This is a genomic window from Streptomyces radicis, from assembly GCF_003626575.1.
GTDB lineage: Bacteria > Actinomycetota > Actinomycetes > Streptomycetales > Streptomycetaceae > Streptomyces > Streptomyces radicis.
Map to the genome: position 1 here is coordinate 50,205 of NZ_RBDY01000018.1, position 18,572 is coordinate 68,776.

General features: G+C 75.8%; 14 protein-coding genes. 2 read left to right on the top strand and 12 right to left on the bottom strand.

Annotated features, from left to right (window positions below):
* The first annotated feature begins 131 nt into the window (after positions 1–131).
* Positions 132–1,004, top strand: coding sequence for a helix-turn-helix transcriptional regulator (locus tag D7318_RS21455; RefSeq protein ID WP_120698761.1), 873 nt, complete (start codon positions 132–134; stop codon positions 1,002–1,004).
* Between the two features lie 42 nt (positions 1,005–1,046).
* Complete coding sequence (locus D7318_RS21460; RefSeq protein ID WP_120698762.1) at positions 1,047–1,349, top strand: hypothetical protein; 303 nt, start codon at positions 1,047–1,049, stop codon at positions 1,347–1,349.
* 78 nt (positions 1,350–1,427) lie between these two features.
* Here the strand turns inward: D7318_RS21460 and D7318_RS21465 are convergent, their stop codons facing one another.
* The 12 genes from D7318_RS21465 to D7318_RS21520 all read right to left on the bottom strand — a co-directional run bounded on the left by D7318_RS21465 (position 1,428) and on the right by D7318_RS21520 (position 18,508).
* Complete coding sequence (locus D7318_RS21465) at positions 1,428–3,326, bottom strand: TOMM precursor leader peptide-binding protein (RefSeq protein ID WP_120698763.1); 1,899 nt, start codon at positions 3,324–3,326, stop codon at positions 1,428–1,430.
* The gene (locus D7318_RS21470) at positions 3,323–4,078 is read right to left on the bottom strand and encodes an ABC transporter permease (RefSeq protein ID WP_120698764.1); all 756 of its coding nucleotides are present in this window, start codon (positions 4,076–4,078) and stop codon (positions 3,323–3,325) included. Before D7318_RS21470 ends, D7318_RS21465 begins: the two co-directional genes overlap by 4 nt.
* Positions 4,075–5,043 carry an ABC transporter ATP-binding protein gene (locus D7318_RS21475; RefSeq protein WP_120698765.1) on the bottom strand — a complete coding sequence of 323 codons (969 nt, stop codon included), beginning with the start codon at positions 5,041–5,043 and terminating at the stop codon, positions 4,075–4,077. The genes D7318_RS21470 and D7318_RS21475 overlap by 4 nt, the downstream gene beginning before the upstream one ends.
* Positions 5,044–5,106: 63 nt before the next feature.
* The gene (locus D7318_RS21480) at positions 5,107–6,231 is read right to left on the bottom strand and encodes a metalloprotease (RefSeq protein WP_230423951.1); all 1,125 of its coding nucleotides are present in this window, start codon (positions 6,229–6,231) and stop codon (positions 5,107–5,109) included.
* A gap of 5 nt (positions 6,232–6,236) precedes the next feature.
* Positions 6,237–7,283 carry a lantibiotic dehydratase C-terminal domain-containing protein gene (locus tag D7318_RS21485; protein ID WP_120698766.1) on the bottom strand — a complete coding sequence of 349 codons (1,047 nt, stop codon included), beginning with the start codon at positions 7,281–7,283 and terminating at the stop codon, positions 6,237–6,239.
* Complete coding sequence (locus D7318_RS21490) at positions 7,280–10,000, bottom strand: lantibiotic dehydratase (RefSeq protein ID WP_120698767.1); 2,721 nt, start codon at positions 9,998–10,000, stop codon at positions 7,280–7,282. The genes D7318_RS21485 and D7318_RS21490 overlap by 4 nt, the downstream gene beginning before the upstream one ends.
* A complete protein-coding gene (locus D7318_RS21495) occupies positions 9,997–11,595 on the bottom strand; it encodes a nitroreductase family protein (protein ID WP_120698768.1) in 1,599 nt (532 codons plus the stop codon). The genes D7318_RS21490 and D7318_RS21495 overlap by 4 nt, the downstream gene beginning before the upstream one ends.
* A gap of 114 nt (positions 11,596–11,709) precedes the next feature.
* Complete coding sequence (locus D7318_RS21500) at positions 11,710–13,632, bottom strand: TOMM precursor leader peptide-binding protein (protein ID WP_120698769.1); 1,923 nt, start codon at positions 13,630–13,632, stop codon at positions 11,710–11,712.
* Entirely contained in the window at positions 13,619–15,859 is a 2,241-nt protein-coding gene (locus D7318_RS21505) for a TOMM precursor leader peptide-binding protein (protein WP_120698770.1), read from the bottom strand. The genes D7318_RS21500 and D7318_RS21505 overlap by 14 nt, the downstream gene beginning before the upstream one ends.
* 5 nt (positions 15,860–15,864) lie before the next feature.
* Positions 15,865–17,595: an AfsR/SARP family transcriptional regulator gene (locus D7318_RS21510; RefSeq protein WP_120698771.1), complete on the bottom strand. Its 1,731-nt coding sequence runs from the start codon at positions 17,593–17,595 to the stop codon at positions 15,865–15,867.
* Between the two features lie 212 nt (positions 17,596–17,807).
* Complete coding sequence (locus tag D7318_RS21515; protein ID WP_120698772.1) at positions 17,808–18,251, bottom strand: PIN domain-containing protein; 444 nt, start codon at positions 18,249–18,251, stop codon at positions 17,808–17,810.
* Complete coding sequence (locus D7318_RS21520) at positions 18,248–18,508, bottom strand: ribbon-helix-helix domain-containing protein (RefSeq protein WP_120698837.1); 261 nt, start codon at positions 18,506–18,508, stop codon at positions 18,248–18,250. Before D7318_RS21520 ends, D7318_RS21515 begins: the two co-directional genes overlap by 4 nt.
* Positions 18,509–18,572 lie beyond the last annotated feature (64 nt).

Here is an 18,572-nt window from a genome sequence, read left to right on the forward strand (position 1 = left end):
GTTCTCCTTCGTCGTCCGTCGTCGTTCCGGCACCCAGCCTGCGTCGGCGCCGCGTCGCGCGGGAGCGGAGCGTTCATCGTGGGAGCGCCGCTCCCTGGAACGCCTCGCCCGCCGCGAGGGACCATGGCGCCATGGAACGTGACCAGCTCGCCGACTTCCTGCGCCGCCGACGCGCGGCGATCCGCCCGGCCGAGGTGGGCCTCGCCGACGGGCCCCGCCGCCGCACGGCTGGCCTGCGCCGTGAGGAGGTGGCGATGCTCGCGGGCATGTCCGTCGACTACGTCGTGCGCCTCGAACAGGGCCGCAGCAGCCAGCCCTCCACGCAGCTGCTCGGCGCGTTGGCCCGGGCGCTGCGGCTCTCCGACGACGAGCGCGACCACCTGTTCCACCTGGCCGGGCACCGGCCCTCGCCCGCCGAGGCGGTGGCCCGCGTGGCGCGCGCCGGTCTGATCCGCATGCTCGACCTGCTCGGGGACACCCCGGCCCTGGTGCTGTCGGACCTGGGCGAGATCCTCGCCAAGAACCGCCCGGCCGTCCTGCTGACGGGCGACCACACCCGCTTCTCGGGCGACCGGCGCTACACGGCGTTCCGCTGGTTCACCGACCCGGCCGCCCGCGCCATCGGCCCGCCCGATGAGCACGAACGCCACGCGCGCCAGCTCGTGGCCGACCTGCGCGCGGTCGCGGGGCGCCGCTCGGGCGACCCCACGGTCACCGGACTCGTCGAACGCCTGCGGGCCGCGAGCGCCGACTTCCGCCGCCTCTGGGCCGAACACGAGGTGGAGGTCCGCCGCGCCGACCGCAAGACGTTCCTGCACCCACGGGTGGGCCGCGTGCTGGTGGACTGCGAGACCCTGGTCACCCCGGACCAGCGCCAGTACCTGCTGGTCCTCACCCCGGCGAACGCGGAGGCCCGCGAACGCCTCGAGCTGCTCCGGGTGCTCGGCACGGAGGAGTTCCCGGCGGGAACGCCGGGCCCGCCGAACGCGCCCGGGACGGGGTAGCGGCGGGCGCCGCCCAACTCCGCCGCGGCGGGCGCCGAGGGTGTGCCGTCGGTCGCCTGGGCGCGCCTCGACTGTGACGACGCGGACCGGCGTGCGCGCCTCGCCGCCCGCGGCTGGGGCCCCGATCAGGTCGAGGACGCGATCGAGGACGCCCACGCGCTCCGCCGCCTCGTCGACCGGGAGTTCACCACGAGCGGCCGCGGCGCGGCGGATGTCGCCGCCGACCTGGCCACGTGGGTGGCCACGGCCGAGGAGCCCCGGTCCCGGCACTTCGGGCTGGCGCGCCGATGGGGCGCGATCGAGGACGCCGAGGCGCTGCACGAACAGGAGAAGCGCCACCGATGAGGTGGTCACCCGACACGTCGGGCCCGGTCCGGCTGCTCAACGAGCCCGAGCAGCGGTCGACTTCGTGCATCCCACGCCTCACGGGAACGGGTGGGGGGCGGGGGTGAACTCCCCTCGTTCCGCCGCCAGTCGGCCAAGGCGGGGCATCCGCAGCGCCCGTTGGCGGCGCCAGCCGAAGTCGAGGGGGAGGAGCCCAGGGGACAGGGTGGTGACCGTGTGGAGGCCGATCCCCCGTTGCTCGGGCGTCGTCTGGTCCACCACGATCGTGTCGTGGCCCGCCGCCGCCAACGCGTCGACCACGCACCGCAGATCGTCCCGCAGGTCGAGCGTGGCGGGCCGGGCGCGGGACCAGTCGGCGAACGCCTCGGCGATCGGCACCGCGGGGCCCGCGTCGAGGAAGGGCGCCGCGTAACGGGCCATGCGGGGCAGTCCGTACAGCTGGGCGTGGTCGGTCAGTTGGCGGACCAGGCCGAAGTCATCGGCCATCGCGTCGAGTTCGGCGCGCCGCGCGGCCACCTGGAACGGCAGGTGCGGGATGTAGGTGAGCACCTCGCTCAGCGCGTCGGCCACCGCGCGCGCCGGGTCGAAGCCCGCGGCCGCGCCGAACGACAGCAGCCCGGGCCCGCCGTCCCGCCGCACCGCGAGCCCCGTGACCACCGGGACGGGCAGGTCGCTCCTGGTGTCGAACGCGTGCACGTCGTAGCCGAGCAGCGCGGCGCGGTCGAGCATGCCGCGCACGCCCGGGTCGGTCGTGGACGCCAGGTCGAGGCGGGTCGGCGGGCGGCGCCCGTACCAGGTGAGCAGGAACGCGTCCCGCTCGATCAGCTCCAGGAGCCCGAACAGCGCGGCCTCCACCGGACTCCCGCCCGTGGCACAGCCGTTGGAGCACTCGAAGACGAAGTTGTCCGCGGCGACGCCCGCGCTGTAGTGCACCAGCCTGGCCGGGACCAGGACGGGCCGCCGGTCGCGCAGCGAGCGCCCCCAGAACCACGGGATCGCCCGGTCCGGGTCGAACGGGCCGACCATCGGGTCGTCGCGGTAGGTCTCGGGGGCGTAGAAGCCGCACGCGGCCGGGTCGAGCACCGCGTCACGCCCCTCGCGCTCGACCAGCTCGTGGAACGAGCCGGTCACCGGGAGCAGCCCGCGCCTGGCGTGGGTGCCCGCGTAGCGCTCAAGGCCCTCGAGGAACGCCAGGGTGCGGCTGGCCGCGTACCGGTCGGCCTGCCCGCTCCAGGTCACATCGGTCAACCCGGCATAGCCGCGTACGAAGTTGCTGCCGGAGACCGGGGCGGTGGTCGTGGCGGCGGGGTTGAGGTGGGTGCGGGCGCCGAGGGCGCCGCACACCGGGTTGGCCAGCGCCGCCTCGGGCAGCGGATAGGAGGCGGCGGGCCGTGAACGGTAGCGGCCCGCCGCCGACTTGGGCACCGCGACCGTGGGCCACGAGGCGCGCTCCCGGGTGTCGGGGCGCGGGGTCACACAGTGCGGGCAGAGTGGTTCGGGCAGCACGGGGAAGGTCACCAGCGCGAGCGTGCCCAGGTCCACCCGGGTCACCCGGGCCAACTCGCCGTCGCCGAGCGCCCGTTGCCCGACGGCGCGGCAGGCCGCCCACACCGCGTCCACGGCGAACGCGGTCAGCACCGGCCACGCCCCCGCCGCCTCGGGGGTGAACCCGCCCTCGATGGCCTCGCGTTCGGACCGGGTGCGCAGCCGCTGCCAGCGCATGGCCAGGCAACGCCCGCACGCGGAGCGGCCGTTCGGGGGAGCGCCCCAGGGTCCGATCAGGGCGGCGCGGGCGGTGAGGTGCACGGTGGCGTGCGGGTCGCCGTCGCCGCCGAGCGCGTCGGTGACGCCGAGCGCCGCCACGCGCGGCGCGGGGCCAGGGCGCCCCGCCGCCCGCCAGCGCCGTTCCAGCTCCTCGCCCAGCGCGGCCGCCACCCCGCCCGCCACCCCGCCCGCCGGTGCCGCGGCCACCGTCATACGCGGTCGCTCCAGCGGAAGCAGCGCACCGCCACGACCCCGAACACCACGGCGAACACGGCGAGTCCGCCCGCCGCCACGCCCAGGTCCCCGAGGTCGCCCGAGCCGGTCAACGCGCCGGAGACCCCGTCGTTGAGGTGCCGCAGCGGCAGGATCCACGACAGCGTCCGCATCCACTCGGGCATGGCGTCGAGCGGGTAGAACGACCCCGAGAGGAACGCCATGGGCACCATCAGGCAGTTGGCGACCGCGGCCACCGCCTCGGGCGTCGAGGTGAACGAGCCGACGATCGCGCCCAGCGCCAGGAACGCCGTGATGCCGAGCACGAGCAGCGGCACCGCGAGCGGCCAACGCCCCGACAGGGCAAGGCCGAACGCGGGCAGCAGCGCCACGGCCACGAACAGCGCGGCCTGCACGAGCCCGATGCCGAGCGCCAGGACGAACCGCGAGCCCAGAACGGCCGAGAGCGGCGTCGGCGTCATCCGGATGAGCCGCAGGATGTCGTCGCGGCGCCACTGCATGAGCGTGAACGCCACGCCGAACACCGCCGCGTTGGCGACGCCCCACGACAGCACGCCGGGCGCGATGTAGCTGATGTAGGGGCGGCCGCTCTCCTCCACGTCCTGGCCGCTGAAGATCAGCCCGAAGACCACGAGGAACAGCAGCGGGAAGGCGAAGGTGAAGAACAGCGTGGTCCGGTCGCGGGTGTAGGCGCGGTAACCCGCCCCGCGCAGCGCGGCGTAGGCGCTCATGAGGTGGTGCTCCGTTCGCTCGTGCTCCGTGCTTCGGTGATCGTGAGGTAGACGTCCTCGAGCGTCGCGGTCCGCGTCTGCACGCCGTGCAGGCCCGCGGTCCTCTCGACGGCCGCGAGCAGCGGCCCCGGGTCCTCGGTCTCGAGCACCACCACGTCCCCTTCGAGGCTCGCCCGCGACACGCCGGGCAGGTCCGACGCCTGGGCCAGCGTGAGGCGTTCGGCCGGGACGAGGAGCCGGGTGGCCGAAGTGGCGCCCGCGATCAGGCGGTTGGGGGAGTCGAGCGCGGAGACCCGCCCTTCGGCCATGATGGCGACGCGGTCGCACAGCGCCTCGGCCTCGTCCAGGTGGTGGGTGGTGTAGACGATGGTGCGGCCCGCGCCCTTGAGGTCGCGCAGCACCCGCCACAGCGCGCGGCGGGCCTGCGGGTCGAGGGCGGCCGTGGGCTCGTCGAGGAACAGCAGCTCGGGGTCGTGCACCAGGGCCGACGCGATGGCGAGCCGCTGGCGCTGCCCGCCCGACAGGTCCTCGACCCGCGTCCCGGCCTGCTCGGCGAGGCCGACCAGCGCCAACGTCCGGTCGACGGCGGCGGGTTCGGCGCGGTAGAGCGCGGCGACCGTCGCCAGGTGCTCGCGCGCGGTGAGCCGGACGAAGAACGCCGACGACTGGGTCTGCACCCCGAGGCGCGGCAGCAGCGCCCGGTCGCGCGGCCATGGGCTGGTGCCGAGGACCGCGACGGTGCCCGCGTCGGCCTCGCGCAGGCCCTCCATGATCTCGATGAGCGTGGTCTTGCCCGCGCCGTTGGGGCCGAGCAGCCCGAAGAACTCCCCGCGGGCGATGGTGAACGACACCCCGTCAACCGCCCGCGTGGCGCCGTAGTGCTTGCGCACCCCGGTGAGGACGACCGCGGGCTGAGCGTCGTCGCCGGGGCCTGGAGTGGGGGACACGGTCGGTTCCTTCGTCATGGTTTCACCTGGTCTTACGGGAGGAGCGGCCTACGGGATCAGCGGCTTGACGGGGGCGGCGGCTCACGGGGTCAGCAGGGCGGTGGCGAGCAGGACGAGGGCCGTGAGCAGCAGCCCGGCGATGAGCGCAGCGCACGCGCCGTACGCGGTGTATGTCACCCGCGCCCGGCGCGGATAGGCCGCGGCGGCCGGGTCGCGGCGCAGCGCGAGCGCGAGGTAGCGGCGGCTCGACTCGGCGAGCCGGGTGGCGCCGAGCGCCTGCCCCACGATGGTGTAGCCGTCGAGCGGCGGCAGCGGGACGAGCATGGCGAGGGCCTGGAGGCTCCCGAGGAACAGCAGCCCGGCGAGTGCCTCCCTGGTGGCGCCGGGTGGCGCCGCCAACCACCAGACGGTGAACGGCAGAAGGAACAGCAGATTGGTCACCGCGCCCGCCGCCGCGACCACGATCCGGTGCCGACGGGTGGACAGCCAGGGGTAGTGGTCCACGGTGCAGTACATGATGACCACGGGCAGCCGCCAGCGCAGCCCGATCTCGCCCACCCGGCCGCCGTAGTGCCGCGCGGCCACGCCGTGCGCCAGCTCGTGCAGCGCCGTCGAGAACCACAGCAGCGTGGCCACGCCCGCGAGCAGCACCGGGTTGCCGAATACCCGTTCAACGCCGTTGAGCAGCTCGCCGAGCCGTGCGAGCTGCGCGGCCTCGGCGGCGACGACCAGCGCGAGCAGCAGCGCGGGCCAGGGGCCGCGCAGCAGGAAGCCCGTCGCCCGGTGCAGGCGGGTCGCGGTGGCGTGCGCGTCGGCGACCAGGCGGACGCTGCCCCGCGGGAGGCCGTTGCGCGGGCGCTCGGCCCGCGCCCGCCCCGGGTCGGCGCCGGGGCCCTGGTCCGATGCCGACAGGCCATGGCCGTCCGACGCCAACAGGCCACGGCCGCCCAGGAGTTGGAGGAGATGCCGCCAGTGGGCCTCGCCGAGGCGCTTGCCGAACGCGGCCGCGTAGGCGTCGCCGATCTCGGCCAGCGTGCGCGCGCCGTCGAGGCGTGCCATCAGGAAGCCCTCGCGCGGCCCGACCTCGAACGACCGCCCGCCGACCGGGTCCTTGACCAGGTGCACGGTCTTCGGGCCGCGCAGCAGCGGCTCGCTGAGCAGCACGTCGGGGCGCAGCCTCGGCCGCAGGCCCGCCAGGGTCTCCATCGCGCTCACCCCCGCGCCGCCGAGGACGACCTGAGGGCGCGCCCCCACACATGGGCGAGATACGCCTCGTCCTGGATGGTGGCGTGCAGCCGGTTGTTGGTCATGTGCATATAGGGCGAGAGCAGCCGGACCAGCGCCTCGTGCCTGTCGGTGACGCGCTCGTCGCGCTCGCCGTCCCACGAGCGGAGGACCAGGTCCCCCCGGTCGGCCAACGCGACGACGCGGTCGCGCAGTTGACCGCAGTGCTCCGCCCAGCGGGCCAGGAAGGCGGGCAGCCGCGCCCCGTTCGCCCCGCCGCCGGGCGCGGCCGCGTCGCGGACCAGGGCGTGCCAGCGGGCCAGGTCGCCCGCGACCTCGTCGGCCTTCCGCTCGTACTCGGTCGAGCCGATGAACCCGGTGCCGGGGAACGCCTTGTGCCAGAACGCGTAGTAGCTGTCGAAGTAGTCGGCGAGCGCCTCGTCGTCCGGGACGAAGGCGGCGGCCATCACCACCATCAACTGCGCGCACGTGCCGAGCAGTACGGTCCGCAGATGGAGATTCTTGGTGGCCAGCGCGTCGATGACCAGATCGCTCGAGTGCCGGAAGTGCCACTCGGCCAGCGCGATCCCGGCCGCGCCGCCGTACTTGCCGTACTCGGGCTCGTAACGCGTCCAGTGCCGCGAGTTGTTGGGCATGAGCCGCATGCGGCCCCCGGCGTCCAGATGGGCGGCGCGCTCGGCCCCGGGGAACTCGATGTCGAACAGCTGGTTGTAGAAGTCGTTGAGGAAGCCCGAGTCCACCTCGTAGAGCGCGGGCCGCGCGGCCAGGAAGGCGTCGATCGCGGCCTCGGCGCGGCGCCGCACCTCGGGCTCGGCCTCGGGCGTGGCCGCCTTGAGCCGCAGCCGCACATGGGGGCCTTCGAGCCAGTAGTTGATGAAGAAGTGGTTCGCCAGCAGGCCATCGGCCGACAGCTCGGCGATCAGCGGGCGCACGCAGTGCAGCAGCAGCGGACGGGGGTTGGCGGCGTAGTGGATGTGGACGGCCTGCCACCGGCCCGTGGGCGTCTCGGTCACGGGGTGTCTCCTTCGGCCTGGGGTCTCGCCGGGGTCGCCGTCTCCACGGCCAGCTCGGTCACATGCCCGCCATCGTCGGCCGCGGTGCCCGGGTCGTGCTCGTCGGGCAGCGCCTCGCGCAGCACCACGCGCGCCCCCGCGTCCTTGAGCAGCCCCTCGAACGCGGCCAGCGACAGCGGGCTGTCGAAGTCCACATGGTGCGGCTTGGCGCCGGTCGCCCCGCGCTGCCCGCTGTCCGCGACGGTCGCGAACACCCGGTCGGGCACGCCCTGTTCGCGCCGCCAGCGGTGCCAGCCGAGGAACCACTCGGCCTCGCCGACGCCCCGTCCGCGCAGCGGCAGCGCGGTCGCGGGGGCGCTCCACGAGCGCCGGGCGAGCACGAGCCTGCCGTGGGTGACCCGGGGGCGGCGGGTCACGCCGCGGTGCGGCTCGCCCTCGGGCACCCCGCCCCACACGTCGAGCGGCGCCATGGAGGTGGGGGAGAGCAGCAGCAGGGTGCGCGGCACCTCGGGCAGCGCGAGCGGCACCAGATAGCCCAGGTAGACGGGGATGACCTCCACGCCGAGCCGGGGCGCGCGCAGCGCGAGCCGGTCGGCGGCCTGGTCGTGCTCGATCACCAGCTCGTCAAGGCGGATCCGCCGCTCGGGGGGAGCGCCGCTGGTCTCGCCGGGGCAGACGATCTCCCAATCGGTCAGCCGCGCGTGCAGGTTGAGGTTGCTGGTCACCGGGCCACCGGTGACCTCGGCGAACACCGCGCCCTCGGGCCGCAGTCGGGCGGCCCGCTCCCGCAACGCGCCCGGCAGGCCGGGGTCGAGGCAGTGGGTGAAGCGGCTGAACGGGAACGACAGGCCGCCGTAGGAGCGGTTGAGGACGACCAGCGGCCCGCCGCCGCGCCGCTCGGCCAGCTGCACATGGTGGGCGTGCGGCCTCGGCCCCTGCTCGAGACCGGCGAGCTCGGCGGCGGTCTCCGCCAACAGTGCGTCGTCCAGGGCGAGTTCGCCCGGGTCCCCGCCGGTGGGGGCGGCGCGAGCGGCCCAGCGCGCCCGCATCCCCGCGATGAACGCCGAACGCGCCGCGTCAAGGGCCTTGAGCTGCGGCAGGCCGAGCCAGTTCTCCTCGGGCACGTACTCGCCCGCCGCGTCGAACGTCTTCCGGCGCGCGGCGAAGGACAGGTACTGGTCGAAGAAGTCCTCGTGGAAGTCGTCGATGAGCCGCAGCAGGTCGTCGCAGCGCCCGCCGATGCCGTGCCGGGCCAGGAAGAACCCCTTGAACGTGAGCCGTTGGGGCAGCGTCAGGTCGAACGCGGGCAGGACCCGCTCGATCGCGCGCAGCGGCCCGGCGAGCACCTCGTCCCAGCGCTCCCGGTCGGCGGTCACCGCGGGCGCGACCACGTCCTCGTAGAGCACGGTGCGCGGCACCCGTGGCCGTTCCTCGCCCAAGTCCCGCTGGATCGCGGCCAGTCGGTCGCGCAGCTCGGCCAGCAGCGCCCGCCGCTCCTCGGGCTCCGCGGCCGGGTAACGCGCCAGGCACGCCAGCGGTCCTTCGAGCGCGGCGGCCGTGCGGTCCGCCCAGTCCCGGCCGAGCGCGCGCAGCGAACGCCCCAGCGCGCGCAGCGGATCGGTGTCGTGGACCCCGACCGTCAGCGTGGGCACCCGAACCATCCCGACGTGCAGCAGCGCCGCCAGATACTCCTCGACCTCGGCCTCCGGCGCGTCCAGGGCCCGGGCCAGCCAGGCCGCCAACTCCCCGTAGCGCGCCTCGGGTCGGGTGTCGAAGAAGTCGAGCATCCGGTCGAGCGCGCCGCTGCGCCGCAGGAAGAACAGCCGGTCCCGCACGGCGTCGAACGTGACGGCCGTGTCGTCGTCGCCCGCCGTCACCCACCGCCGGACATAGCGCACCCGGTCCTCGTCCCTGCCCCACCCCGAGGCCGGGGCGACCGGCAGGTCGGCGCGGCGCGCCGGGTCGGCCACGATCGCCTCGGCGATCCGGCCCAGCGCCAGGACGTTGAGCCGGGGATGGCTCACCCAGGGCCCCGAGGAGCGCAGCTCGCCCGGCCCCTGGCCCGCGCCCCGCGCGAACGTGCCGGGCGCGACCCCGGTGAACGAGCTGAACGGGCTGGTCTTGCAGGCCGTCCGGTACACATACGCGAGCAGTGACCGCTCGATCTTGCGGGCGCGCTTGTCGCCCCCGCCGGGCGGCGCGGCCAGCCAGCCGTCGAGCTGGGCGTCGAGCGCGGGCGAGGCCAGCAGGAGCCCGTCCCGCAGCCGCCGCCCCGCGGCCAGCCTGCGCAGCTCGCCCCTGGCGCGTTCCCCCTGCGCGGCCAGCAACGCCTCGCCCGCCGCCTCGCGTTCGGCCAGCCGCCCGCGCCCTTCGAGCCAGGCGTCAAGCGCCTCGCCCGCCGCCCGGTCGAGGCGGTGGACCAGCGCGGACGCGGCGGCCGGGTCGGCGGGCAGCCGGTTGTTGAACACCGCACGGCGCAGCCGCAGCAGCGCGCGCCGGGCGCGTTCGTCGTCCAGGCCGCCGACCAGGCCGTGCAGCAGGTCCCCGACCCGCCCACCGGCGGCGGCGAGGCGCTCCCCCTCGTCGAGCACCTCGTCCGCCCAACGGCGCGCGCCCGGCGCGCGCAACCGGCGCACGGCATCCACCGGCAGCCCGGCGATCCGCGCGACAAAGCGCGGCCCCAGCTCCCAGCCCTCGGCCCCGCCGCCCCCGTTCACCGGACGATCTCGAAACGGAAGTCGGCGGGCGCGGGACGTTCGTTTCCGATCATCATGATCAGCAGCGGGGCCTCGTCGGTCTCCAGGAGCCCCAACTCCTCGCGGTAGGCGACGTTGTCGAACCCCAGCGCCACCCCGCAGCCGAGGCCCAGCGCCGCCGACGCGGTGTAGGTGGCCTGCGCGACCGCGCCGATCAGCGCGTTGACCAGCCGGTACCCGCGGTCGCCCACCGCGTCGAGCACGGCGTGCGTGCGGACCGTGGGCACCAGGACGGCGCCCGCCTGCTCCAGGTTGTAGTTGGCCAGGAAATAGCTCCTCTGGAGGAAAGGGCCCGGCGGCCCCTCGCCGATCCGCCGCAGCGCCCCCCGCTCCGGCACATGGGCGTAGGCGCCGGGCGCGACGCCCTCGACATGGTTGACGAAGGCGTAGAGCTTCACCAGCCCGTCGGCGCCCGCCCGTTCGCCGTCCCCGCCGAGACGCGACCCCGCGGCGGCCGAGGCCAGCGCGGCGGCCAGCTGCGCGCCGGTCACGGGGCGCCCCGCGGCGAACCTGCCGAAGCTGCTGCGCCTGCGCCGCAACGCGCCCCGCACCCCCGCGTCGAGCGGCGCGGGCGGCGGCAGCGCCACGGTCGCCCCCTCGGGCGGCGGCAGCGCGGCGGCCCGGGCCAGCGCGCCCCGGGCCGGGCGGCGCCCCGCGTGCGCCGACGTGGCCTCCTGCATCGCGCGCAACGCCTCGAACGACAGCACGCGCCGGGAGCGTTCGGCGTCCCTGCGGCGCACCGCGGCGCGTCGGGGCGCGGGACCCGGCTCGCGCGCCCCCGTCCAGGGCAGCGGCACCACCGCGAACACGCCCTCATCGGCGGCGTTCACGCCCAGCAGCCGCGCCAGCCGCTCCTCGTCGAACCAGAGCGCGGGCTCCACCTCCACGCCCCTGGCGCGCAACCACATGCGCCAGGTGCCGAGCAGCGCCCCCAGGTCCATCGAGACGGCGTGGAAGGAGAAGCTGTTGTACTTGAACGCGTTCTGCCAGTACTTGATCCCCAGCACCAGGTACTGGTCGGTCACCGGGCCGGGCGCGTCCTCGCCCAGCGCGGCCCGCACCTCGCCCGTGACATCGCCCGTCAGCAGCCGCCGCATCGCGTGGTGGCGCGGGGCGTAGTGGTGCACCCCCGGCGGCGCGGGGTCGCTCGGCCCCGACACCCAGTAGATCGCGACCGGGTAGAGCCCGCCGCCCGACGCGGTGCCCCGCGACCAGTTGGCGAGGGGGTAGAACGGCAGCGCGTCCAGGTCCGTGTTGGCCTGCACCCCCAGGCGGCGGCCGGTCAACCCGTAGGAGTCCCGCAGCAGTTCGCCCAGCAGCGCGCGGTCGAACGCCACGCGCTCCCCAGGGCCGCCACCCGGCCCGCCCGCAAGCCCCCGCGCCACCGTGGCGCCCCGCGGCCAAGGCCCGCCGTCGGGGAGCGGCAGCGCGTCCGCGCCCGGGTAGTGCTTGGTCTTGCGCGGCCCGTCGGCCCAGTCGGGCACGAAGTCCACCGGCTCCATCGGGGTCCGGCCGCGGTGCAGGATCGCGGTGGCGTAGTCATGGGCGTACCCCATGGGAACCTCCCTCGGTCGGTCTCGGTCGGCGGTCGTCATGAAACGGTCGGGCCATGAAACGGTCGGGCCATAAAACGGTCGGGCCATAAAACGGTCGGGCCATGAAACGGTCGGTCATGGGAACGGGTGGGGCGCGGCGTTGAAGTCGTCGGGGGTCAGGTCGCGGGTGGCGAGCCCCGCCTCGCGCAGCGCGGTGCGCAGTCGCGGCATGCCGAGCGCCCGCTGCCGCGCCCAGCCGAAGTCGATGGGCAGCAGCCCCGGCACGATCACGCTCACTGTGCGCAGCCCCAACTCCCGCTGTCCCGGCGCCGTCTGGTCCACCACGATCACCTCGAAGCCCGCCCCGGTCACCGCGGCCACGCACGCCGCCACGTCGTCGCGCAGGTCGTCGGAGACCGGCGGCACCGACCCGTCGCCGAACCGTTCCCGCAGCGCGTGCCTGGGCCGTTCGGGCTCGCCAGGCGCGCCGAGCAGGAACGCCGCGTGCTCGCCCATCTCCGGCACGCCGTACACGAGCGGGTGGTCGTGCAGGGCCGTGACCAGGTCGAAGTCGGCCGCCATCGCCCGCAGCCGCGCCTCGTCCGCCGCGGTGCGGCCCGGCAGGTTGACGGCGTCGGTCGCGATCTCGCACAGCGCGGCGGCCAGCGCCGCCTCGGGGTCGAGCCCCGCCCCCGCGCCGAAGCACATGCGGCCGAGACCGCCGTCCTCGCGCACCGCGACCCCGGTGACCACCGGCACGGGAAACGTGATCCTGGTGTCGAAGAAGCGGGCCCGGTACCCGTACATCGCCAGCCGGTCCACCATGTGCCGGGTCGCGGCCCGCTCGCTGCTCGCCGGGTCGAGCTCGGGCAGCGCCGCCCGCCCGTACCAGGCCAGCAGGAACGCGTCGCGCTCGATCACCTCCATCAGCCCGAAGTAGACGGCCTCCTCGAGACAGCCGCCCGACGCGCAGCCGTTGGAGCTCTCCTGCACGAAGCGGTCGGCGAGCCCCGGCGCGTGGTAGTACGTCAGCACCTCGGGCACCAGCACGGGCCGCCCCGCGCCCAGCGCGTACCCCCACACCCACGGCAGCGTCCGCCCCGGCGTGAACGGCGCGATGTCGGGGCGCGCGCGGTGGAACTCCTCCCCGTACAGGCCGCACTCGCGCGGGTCGAGGGCCGCGACGCCCCGGGCGCGCAGCCCGTCCAGGCTGTCGCGCACCGCGGACGCGCGCGCCCTGGGGCGCATGCCCACGTAGCGTTCGAGCCCTTCGAGGATCCCGACCCTGACGCTGTCGCGGAACGTGTCGGTGTGCCCGCCCCAGAACGTCTCCCGCAGATAGTCGCCCGAGCGCAGCGAGAAGCAGCCGATCGCGGCCGAGGTGGACGTCGACGACACGTCGTGGACCACGGAGGGGCCGAGCGCCCCGCACACGGGGTTGGCGTAGGCGTCGGTCGGCAGGTCGTAGGAGTCGAGGTGCCGCACCCTGAACGCCCCCCGGCCGTGCTTGGGCGCGGGGCGCAGCGTCAGCGTCGCCGCCTCGGCCGTGTCGGGCTCGGGCCGCCCGCACGAGGGGCACTCGGGGTCGGGGAGCAGCGGATAGCGGCGCACCGCGAGCGACTCCAGGTCCACCAGGTGCACCGAGGGCCGCCCCCCGGGCTCGGCGAGCGCGGCCGCGGTCACGGCGGCCAGCGCGTGCGCCGCGAACGGCGTGGCATACGGGGTGCGGCCCACCGCCGCGGTGTCCCCGCCCAGCTCGACGGCGTCGCGCAGCGCGGGGGAGCGCACCGACTGCCAGCGGCGTTCGAGGCAGCGGGCGCAGGGCGCGGCGCCCTGCGGCCCGGGCAGCGGCCCCACCACGGCGTGCCGCCCGTGGATCCGCACCGGCACGGCCTCGCCCGCGGCGCGCGACGTGTCGGCGAACGCGTCGGCCACGCCCAGCGGTTCGACGGACACCGAGGGGCGCTCGCCCGGCGCGGGGGAGAGCGCGGCGAGCGTCGCGTCGATCAGCTCGGCCAGCTCGTGGCACGCGTCGTCGAGCGGCTCAGTGGTCGCCATCGCCGCCCCGCGTCACCAGGATCCGCGCGGTGTGCAGCCCACCGGCCCGCAGGTCGGCCGGGGTGTCGGCGAGGCGCAGCACGTCGCGCCCCGCCACGCGCAGCCGTTCGAGCACCGAGGCGAACGCCACAGGCGCGCCCCACTCCCACGCCTCGTCGGCGGGCGCGCCCTTGGCCGTGACCGCGATCGCGCCGGGCGCCAGGTCGGCGAGCAGCGGGTCCCCCGGGTCGGGCTCCTCGCCCGTCGCGGCGGCCAGTTGCACCGCGCCGAGCAGGTCGCGCAGCGCGGCCACCGCCGCGGCCCGGCCATCGAGCTCGGCCCCGACCGCCCAGCGCCCGGCCGCGGCGCCCCCGGTCCCGCGCGCCAGCACGACGTGCACGCCCGTGCGTTCGGCCTCGCCCAGGTCGAGCAGCTCGACCGCGACGCCGAGCGTCCCGGCCGAGCGGTGCAGGAAGAGGAATTCGGCGGCGCCGCGTTCGGCGGGGGCGCGTTCGGCATCGGAACGTCGATCACCGGCGCGTTCAGGGGGCGCGGGCAGCAGGGACACGCGCCCGGCGCCCCGCACGGCGCGCAGCAGCGCCTCGTGCGCCAGCGCGGAGAGCAACGCGTGCCCCGCCGCCTCACCCGGCGTCGCCCCCGCCCCCACGCCCGCGGCGCCGCCGAGCACGAGCCGGTCCCGGTTGTGCGGGCCGAACGGGCGCAGCGCCGCCGTCGGCACGGCGACGCGCTCCTTGGTGAGCAGCGACGTGACCGCCGTCCAGGCCGCGATGTCATCGCCGGTGAACGCGCCCCCGCCCGTGGTCAGCCGCTCGGGCGTCACGGTCGGCAGCTCGCCCGGCCCTCCCGGCAGCGTTCCGGCGGGGACCGCGTGCTCGGTCCACACCCCGGCCGCCGCCCGCAGCCCCCGCTGCCTGGCCCCGGCCAGGTGGTGCACGTCGAACGCCGCGATCAGGCGCGGCCTTCCGGCCACCGGAACGGTCTCGAGCCGCGTCACCTTGAGCGGCGTCTGCGGCAGCGCCTCGTCGTCCCAGCGCGTGAACACGCCGGTGTGCGGGCGGACGAGGGCCGCGGAGACCCGGTTGAGGTCGGCCACCAGATCCTCGGCGTCCCTGGCCGACTCCACCGTCACCGCGCGCGCCACCGCCAGCTCGCCCGGCGCCTCGTCGGGCGCCCCCGGCGCGCCCGCGCACAACCGGCAGCGCGGATGCGGGTGCAGCGGCTCGGCCACCACGTCGAGCGAGTCGAGGTCCTGGATCAACACCTGCCCCGCGGTCTCGGGCGGCAGCGCACCGGTCGCGGTGCGGAAGATCTCGAAGCCGAGCAGGTTCCCGACCATCGCCGCCACGGGACCGGCCAGCGCCCCGCCCGGCGGGCCCGCCGCCGCGCTCGCGCCACCCGCCACCTCGCTCCACAGCTCGGCCGCCGCCGCGGCGTCCACGTTGCCGCCGAGCCGCAGCAGCGCGCACGACCAGCAGCCGCCGCCGTCCGCGTCCTCGTCACCCGAACGCGGGCCCACGACCGCGCGCTCCCCGAACGTCCAGGCGGGAATGACCAGTTGGCCCGGCGTCCGACCCGCGGCCAGCAGCCGGTGCGTCCGCGGGGCCGCGTCGCGGCCCGTCACCACGACCACGTCGTGCTCGGGGAACGCCGCACGCCCCGCGGGCAGCCGCGTCAGCTCGACCGGCGCCCCATCGGCGGCGAGCGCCGCGGCCTCCGCATCGGCCTCGGGCACGGAAGCCTCGGACGCGACCGCGCCGCAGCCGTTGCGGACCAGGCTCAGCACGCACCAGCGCGCCGTCTCCCCCGCGCCGAGCACCGCGACCCGGGTCCCCCTGAACCGCGCGAACCGCCCCTCGGCGCCGTCCACATAGTGGTCCACATAGGCGATCTGCGCGGCGAACCGCGCGCTGACCGCGTCGGGCAGCGCCGCGCCCCCGCTCCCCGGGTCGCGCACGTCGCGTGCGAAGCCCCGCTCCAACAGGGAGTCCACGAGCGTGGCCACCATCGCCTTCTGCGCGTCGCCGACCCCGGCGCACAGCTCGTCGAGCCGCGCGCTCCCGTCGAGGCGCGGCACCAGCACGGACGCGAACCGGTACGCGGTCTTCCCGGTGAGATGGAATCCCCCGTCCGCGTTGTGGAAGAGCACGCCCCCCGGGGTCCGCGTGAACAGCACGTCCCGGCGGATGCGGGGCCTGGTCCCGGCCAGGCGGTCGAACGCGTCGGCCATCCCTGTCACACCTTCTCTCTCGCTCTGACGCGGCCCCGATCGGCGTGGCCCGCGTACAGCCGCAGCAGCTCGTGGACGCGATAGGGCCCCGGCGGCCCGTCCTCCAACAGCCCTGCGTCGGCCAGCCGTTCGAGCACGGCCGCGGCCTCGGCGACCGGCTCGGCGAAGCCGGGCAGCCCCGCGCAGTCGGCGGCGCCGACCACGGGCGAGGGCAGCCGCCCCACCGTGAGGAACGCCTCGGCCAGCCCGGGGTCGAGGCGGTCGAGGGCCGCGGCGAGCACCCTGCCGACCGACATGCCCGGATCGTCGGTCAGCGCCAGATGGGCCAGTGGGTCATCGGCCAGCCAACGCGCCCCGTCGGCCAGCGGCAGCGCGGGCCGCGTCATCAGCCGCGCCGCGGCGATCAGCAGCGCCAGGGGATGGTGCCCGCACCGGTCGGCCAACTCCCGCGCGGCCACCGGCTCCCCGGCCACCCGGTCGCCGCCGAGCACCGCCGCGAGCAGCGCGTGCGACTCCTCGGCCGCGAACGTCTCGAGGCGATGCACCCGCCCGCCGTGCGTCGCGATCAGCCCGGCCAGCTTCCTGCGGCTGGTGATCAGCACCGCGCACCCGGCCGCCGCGGCCAGCGCGGGCCGCGCCTGCTCCGCGTCCGCCACGTCGTCGAGCAGCAGCAGCGCCCACCCCGCGCCCGGCGCGGGCAGCCCGGCCGCGAGCTCGGCGGTCACCTCGGCCGCCGGACGTGGCGCGCCCGCCGCGTCGGTCATGCGCACCAGCAGCCGCCCCCCGGGGAAGCGGTCCCGCGCCACGTGCGCCACATGCTGCACAAGGGCGGTCTTCCCGATCCCCGGTGCCCCGCAGACCAGTTCGAGCACGGGCGCCTCGGCGGGCGCGCCGAGCCGGTCCACGAGCACCGCGACCTCGCGCGCCCGCCCGGTGAACCACGGAACGGGCGGCAGCGCGGGCGGCGCCGACGCCGCCGCGGCCCCGGCCACCGGGCCGAGGGCTTCGCCGCGCAGGATCGCCAGCTCCAGATCCCGCAACGCGGCCGAAGGACCGATGCCCAGCTCCCGCGCCAGATGCTCCTTGAACCTCCGGCACTCCGCCAGCGCCTCCGTCTGCCGCCCCGACCGGTACAGCGCCTCGATCAGCTGCTCCCTGAAGCGGCCGTGGTCGGGATGCGCCCTGGTGTGCCCCCACAGCTCGACCAGCGCCGCGCCGTGGCGGCCGAGCGCGAGCAGCAGGTCGCACACCCGCGTCTGCGCCGCGAGCCGCTCCTCCACCAGGCGCGGCACCTCGTCCCTGTGCAGCGCCCCGGAGCGCACATTGGGCAGGGGAGCGCCCTGCCACAGGGACAACGCGGCGCGCAGCAGGGCGAGTTCGGTCTCGGGGTCCTCGGCGGCGCGGGCCCCCACGACGGTCTCGCGGAAGTCCACCAGGTCCAACGAGCCCGCGTTCGCCGTGATCCGGTAGCCGCCCGGCACCGCCTCGATGGCCGCGTCGAGCACGCCATGCCTGGTGAACAGGCGGCGCAGCCGCAGCACGCACGTCTGCAACGCCGCCCGCGCGGTGGCCGGTTGGGTGTCGCCCCACACCATCCGCTGGAGGTAGTCGGACGAGACCACGGTGTTGGAGTGCAGCAGGAGGGCGGCCAGGAGGTTGGCGGGCTTGGAGGGCTGGAGGACGACCGTTTCCTGACCCTCGCTCATCGCGAGTGGCCCGAGCACGTGGAACCGCATCGAGAGGCCCCCTGTGAAGTTCCGGTCTTCGGCGGGCCAGACGCTACTCGTGTAGCGGTGCACTCCGGGAGGGCCCCGGGCGTCAGCTTGCTGCACCCCCACGCGTCAGCTTGCTGCCGAATCGGACGCGCGGGCGTCATCGCTACCCCGGGACCCCGGGTCCCCGGCCCGTGCCGCGAGTACCTGACCCCGTCACAGGGGGTCAGCGGGGGTCAGAGGGGAAGGTCGTCGGGCAGGAGACGGAATGCCTTGTGGCGGCCCAGGGGGCGCACCGCGCGGAAATCGCGACGGTCCAGGGTGAGGATCGCGTCGGTGTCGTAGTCCGCGGCCAGGGCGACGTTGACGGCGTCGGCCAGGTCGAGGTCGAGAGCCGCGTAGCGGCCCCGGAGCGCCTGCGCGGCGGCCAGGTGCTGCTCGGACACTTCGGGTAGAGCGATGCGGCCCCGAGCCAGCCAGCGCCTGAGGTCGTCCACGGCGCTCACCGCCGCCGCCCGGCCCAGCTCCCTGGTGGCGACATGGTCCAACTCGGCGAGGAGCAGAGGCGACATCACGAGCAGACCGGCGGCCATGATCGCCTCGTTGGCCGCCTGGTGCTCCGGGTGTGTGGAGTCGAGCGCCGCGAGCAGGCCCGAGGTGTCGGCGATCACGATGATCACGCGTTGGTCCCGGGCTTCGTCTCCCGGTGGACGGCATCGGCGACGGCCTCTCGCACGTCACCCCGCTCCAGAGTCCGCCCGTGCCCCTCGAAGGTCCGGGAGAAGAGGGGCTCGTCCCAGACGCGATGCGCCATGGCGGCCAGATGAATGCCCTGGCGGATGATCTCGGCCTCGCTCACGCCCCGGCGGCGGGCCGCCTCCTTGATGATCGCCAGGTCTTCGGGATCGGCATAGACGTTGGTACGCTTCAGAGACATGTACCTATCGTAGTACATATCCGCCGCGGGGCCTCCCGCCTCCGTGGTGGTGGCCCGCCGTGAC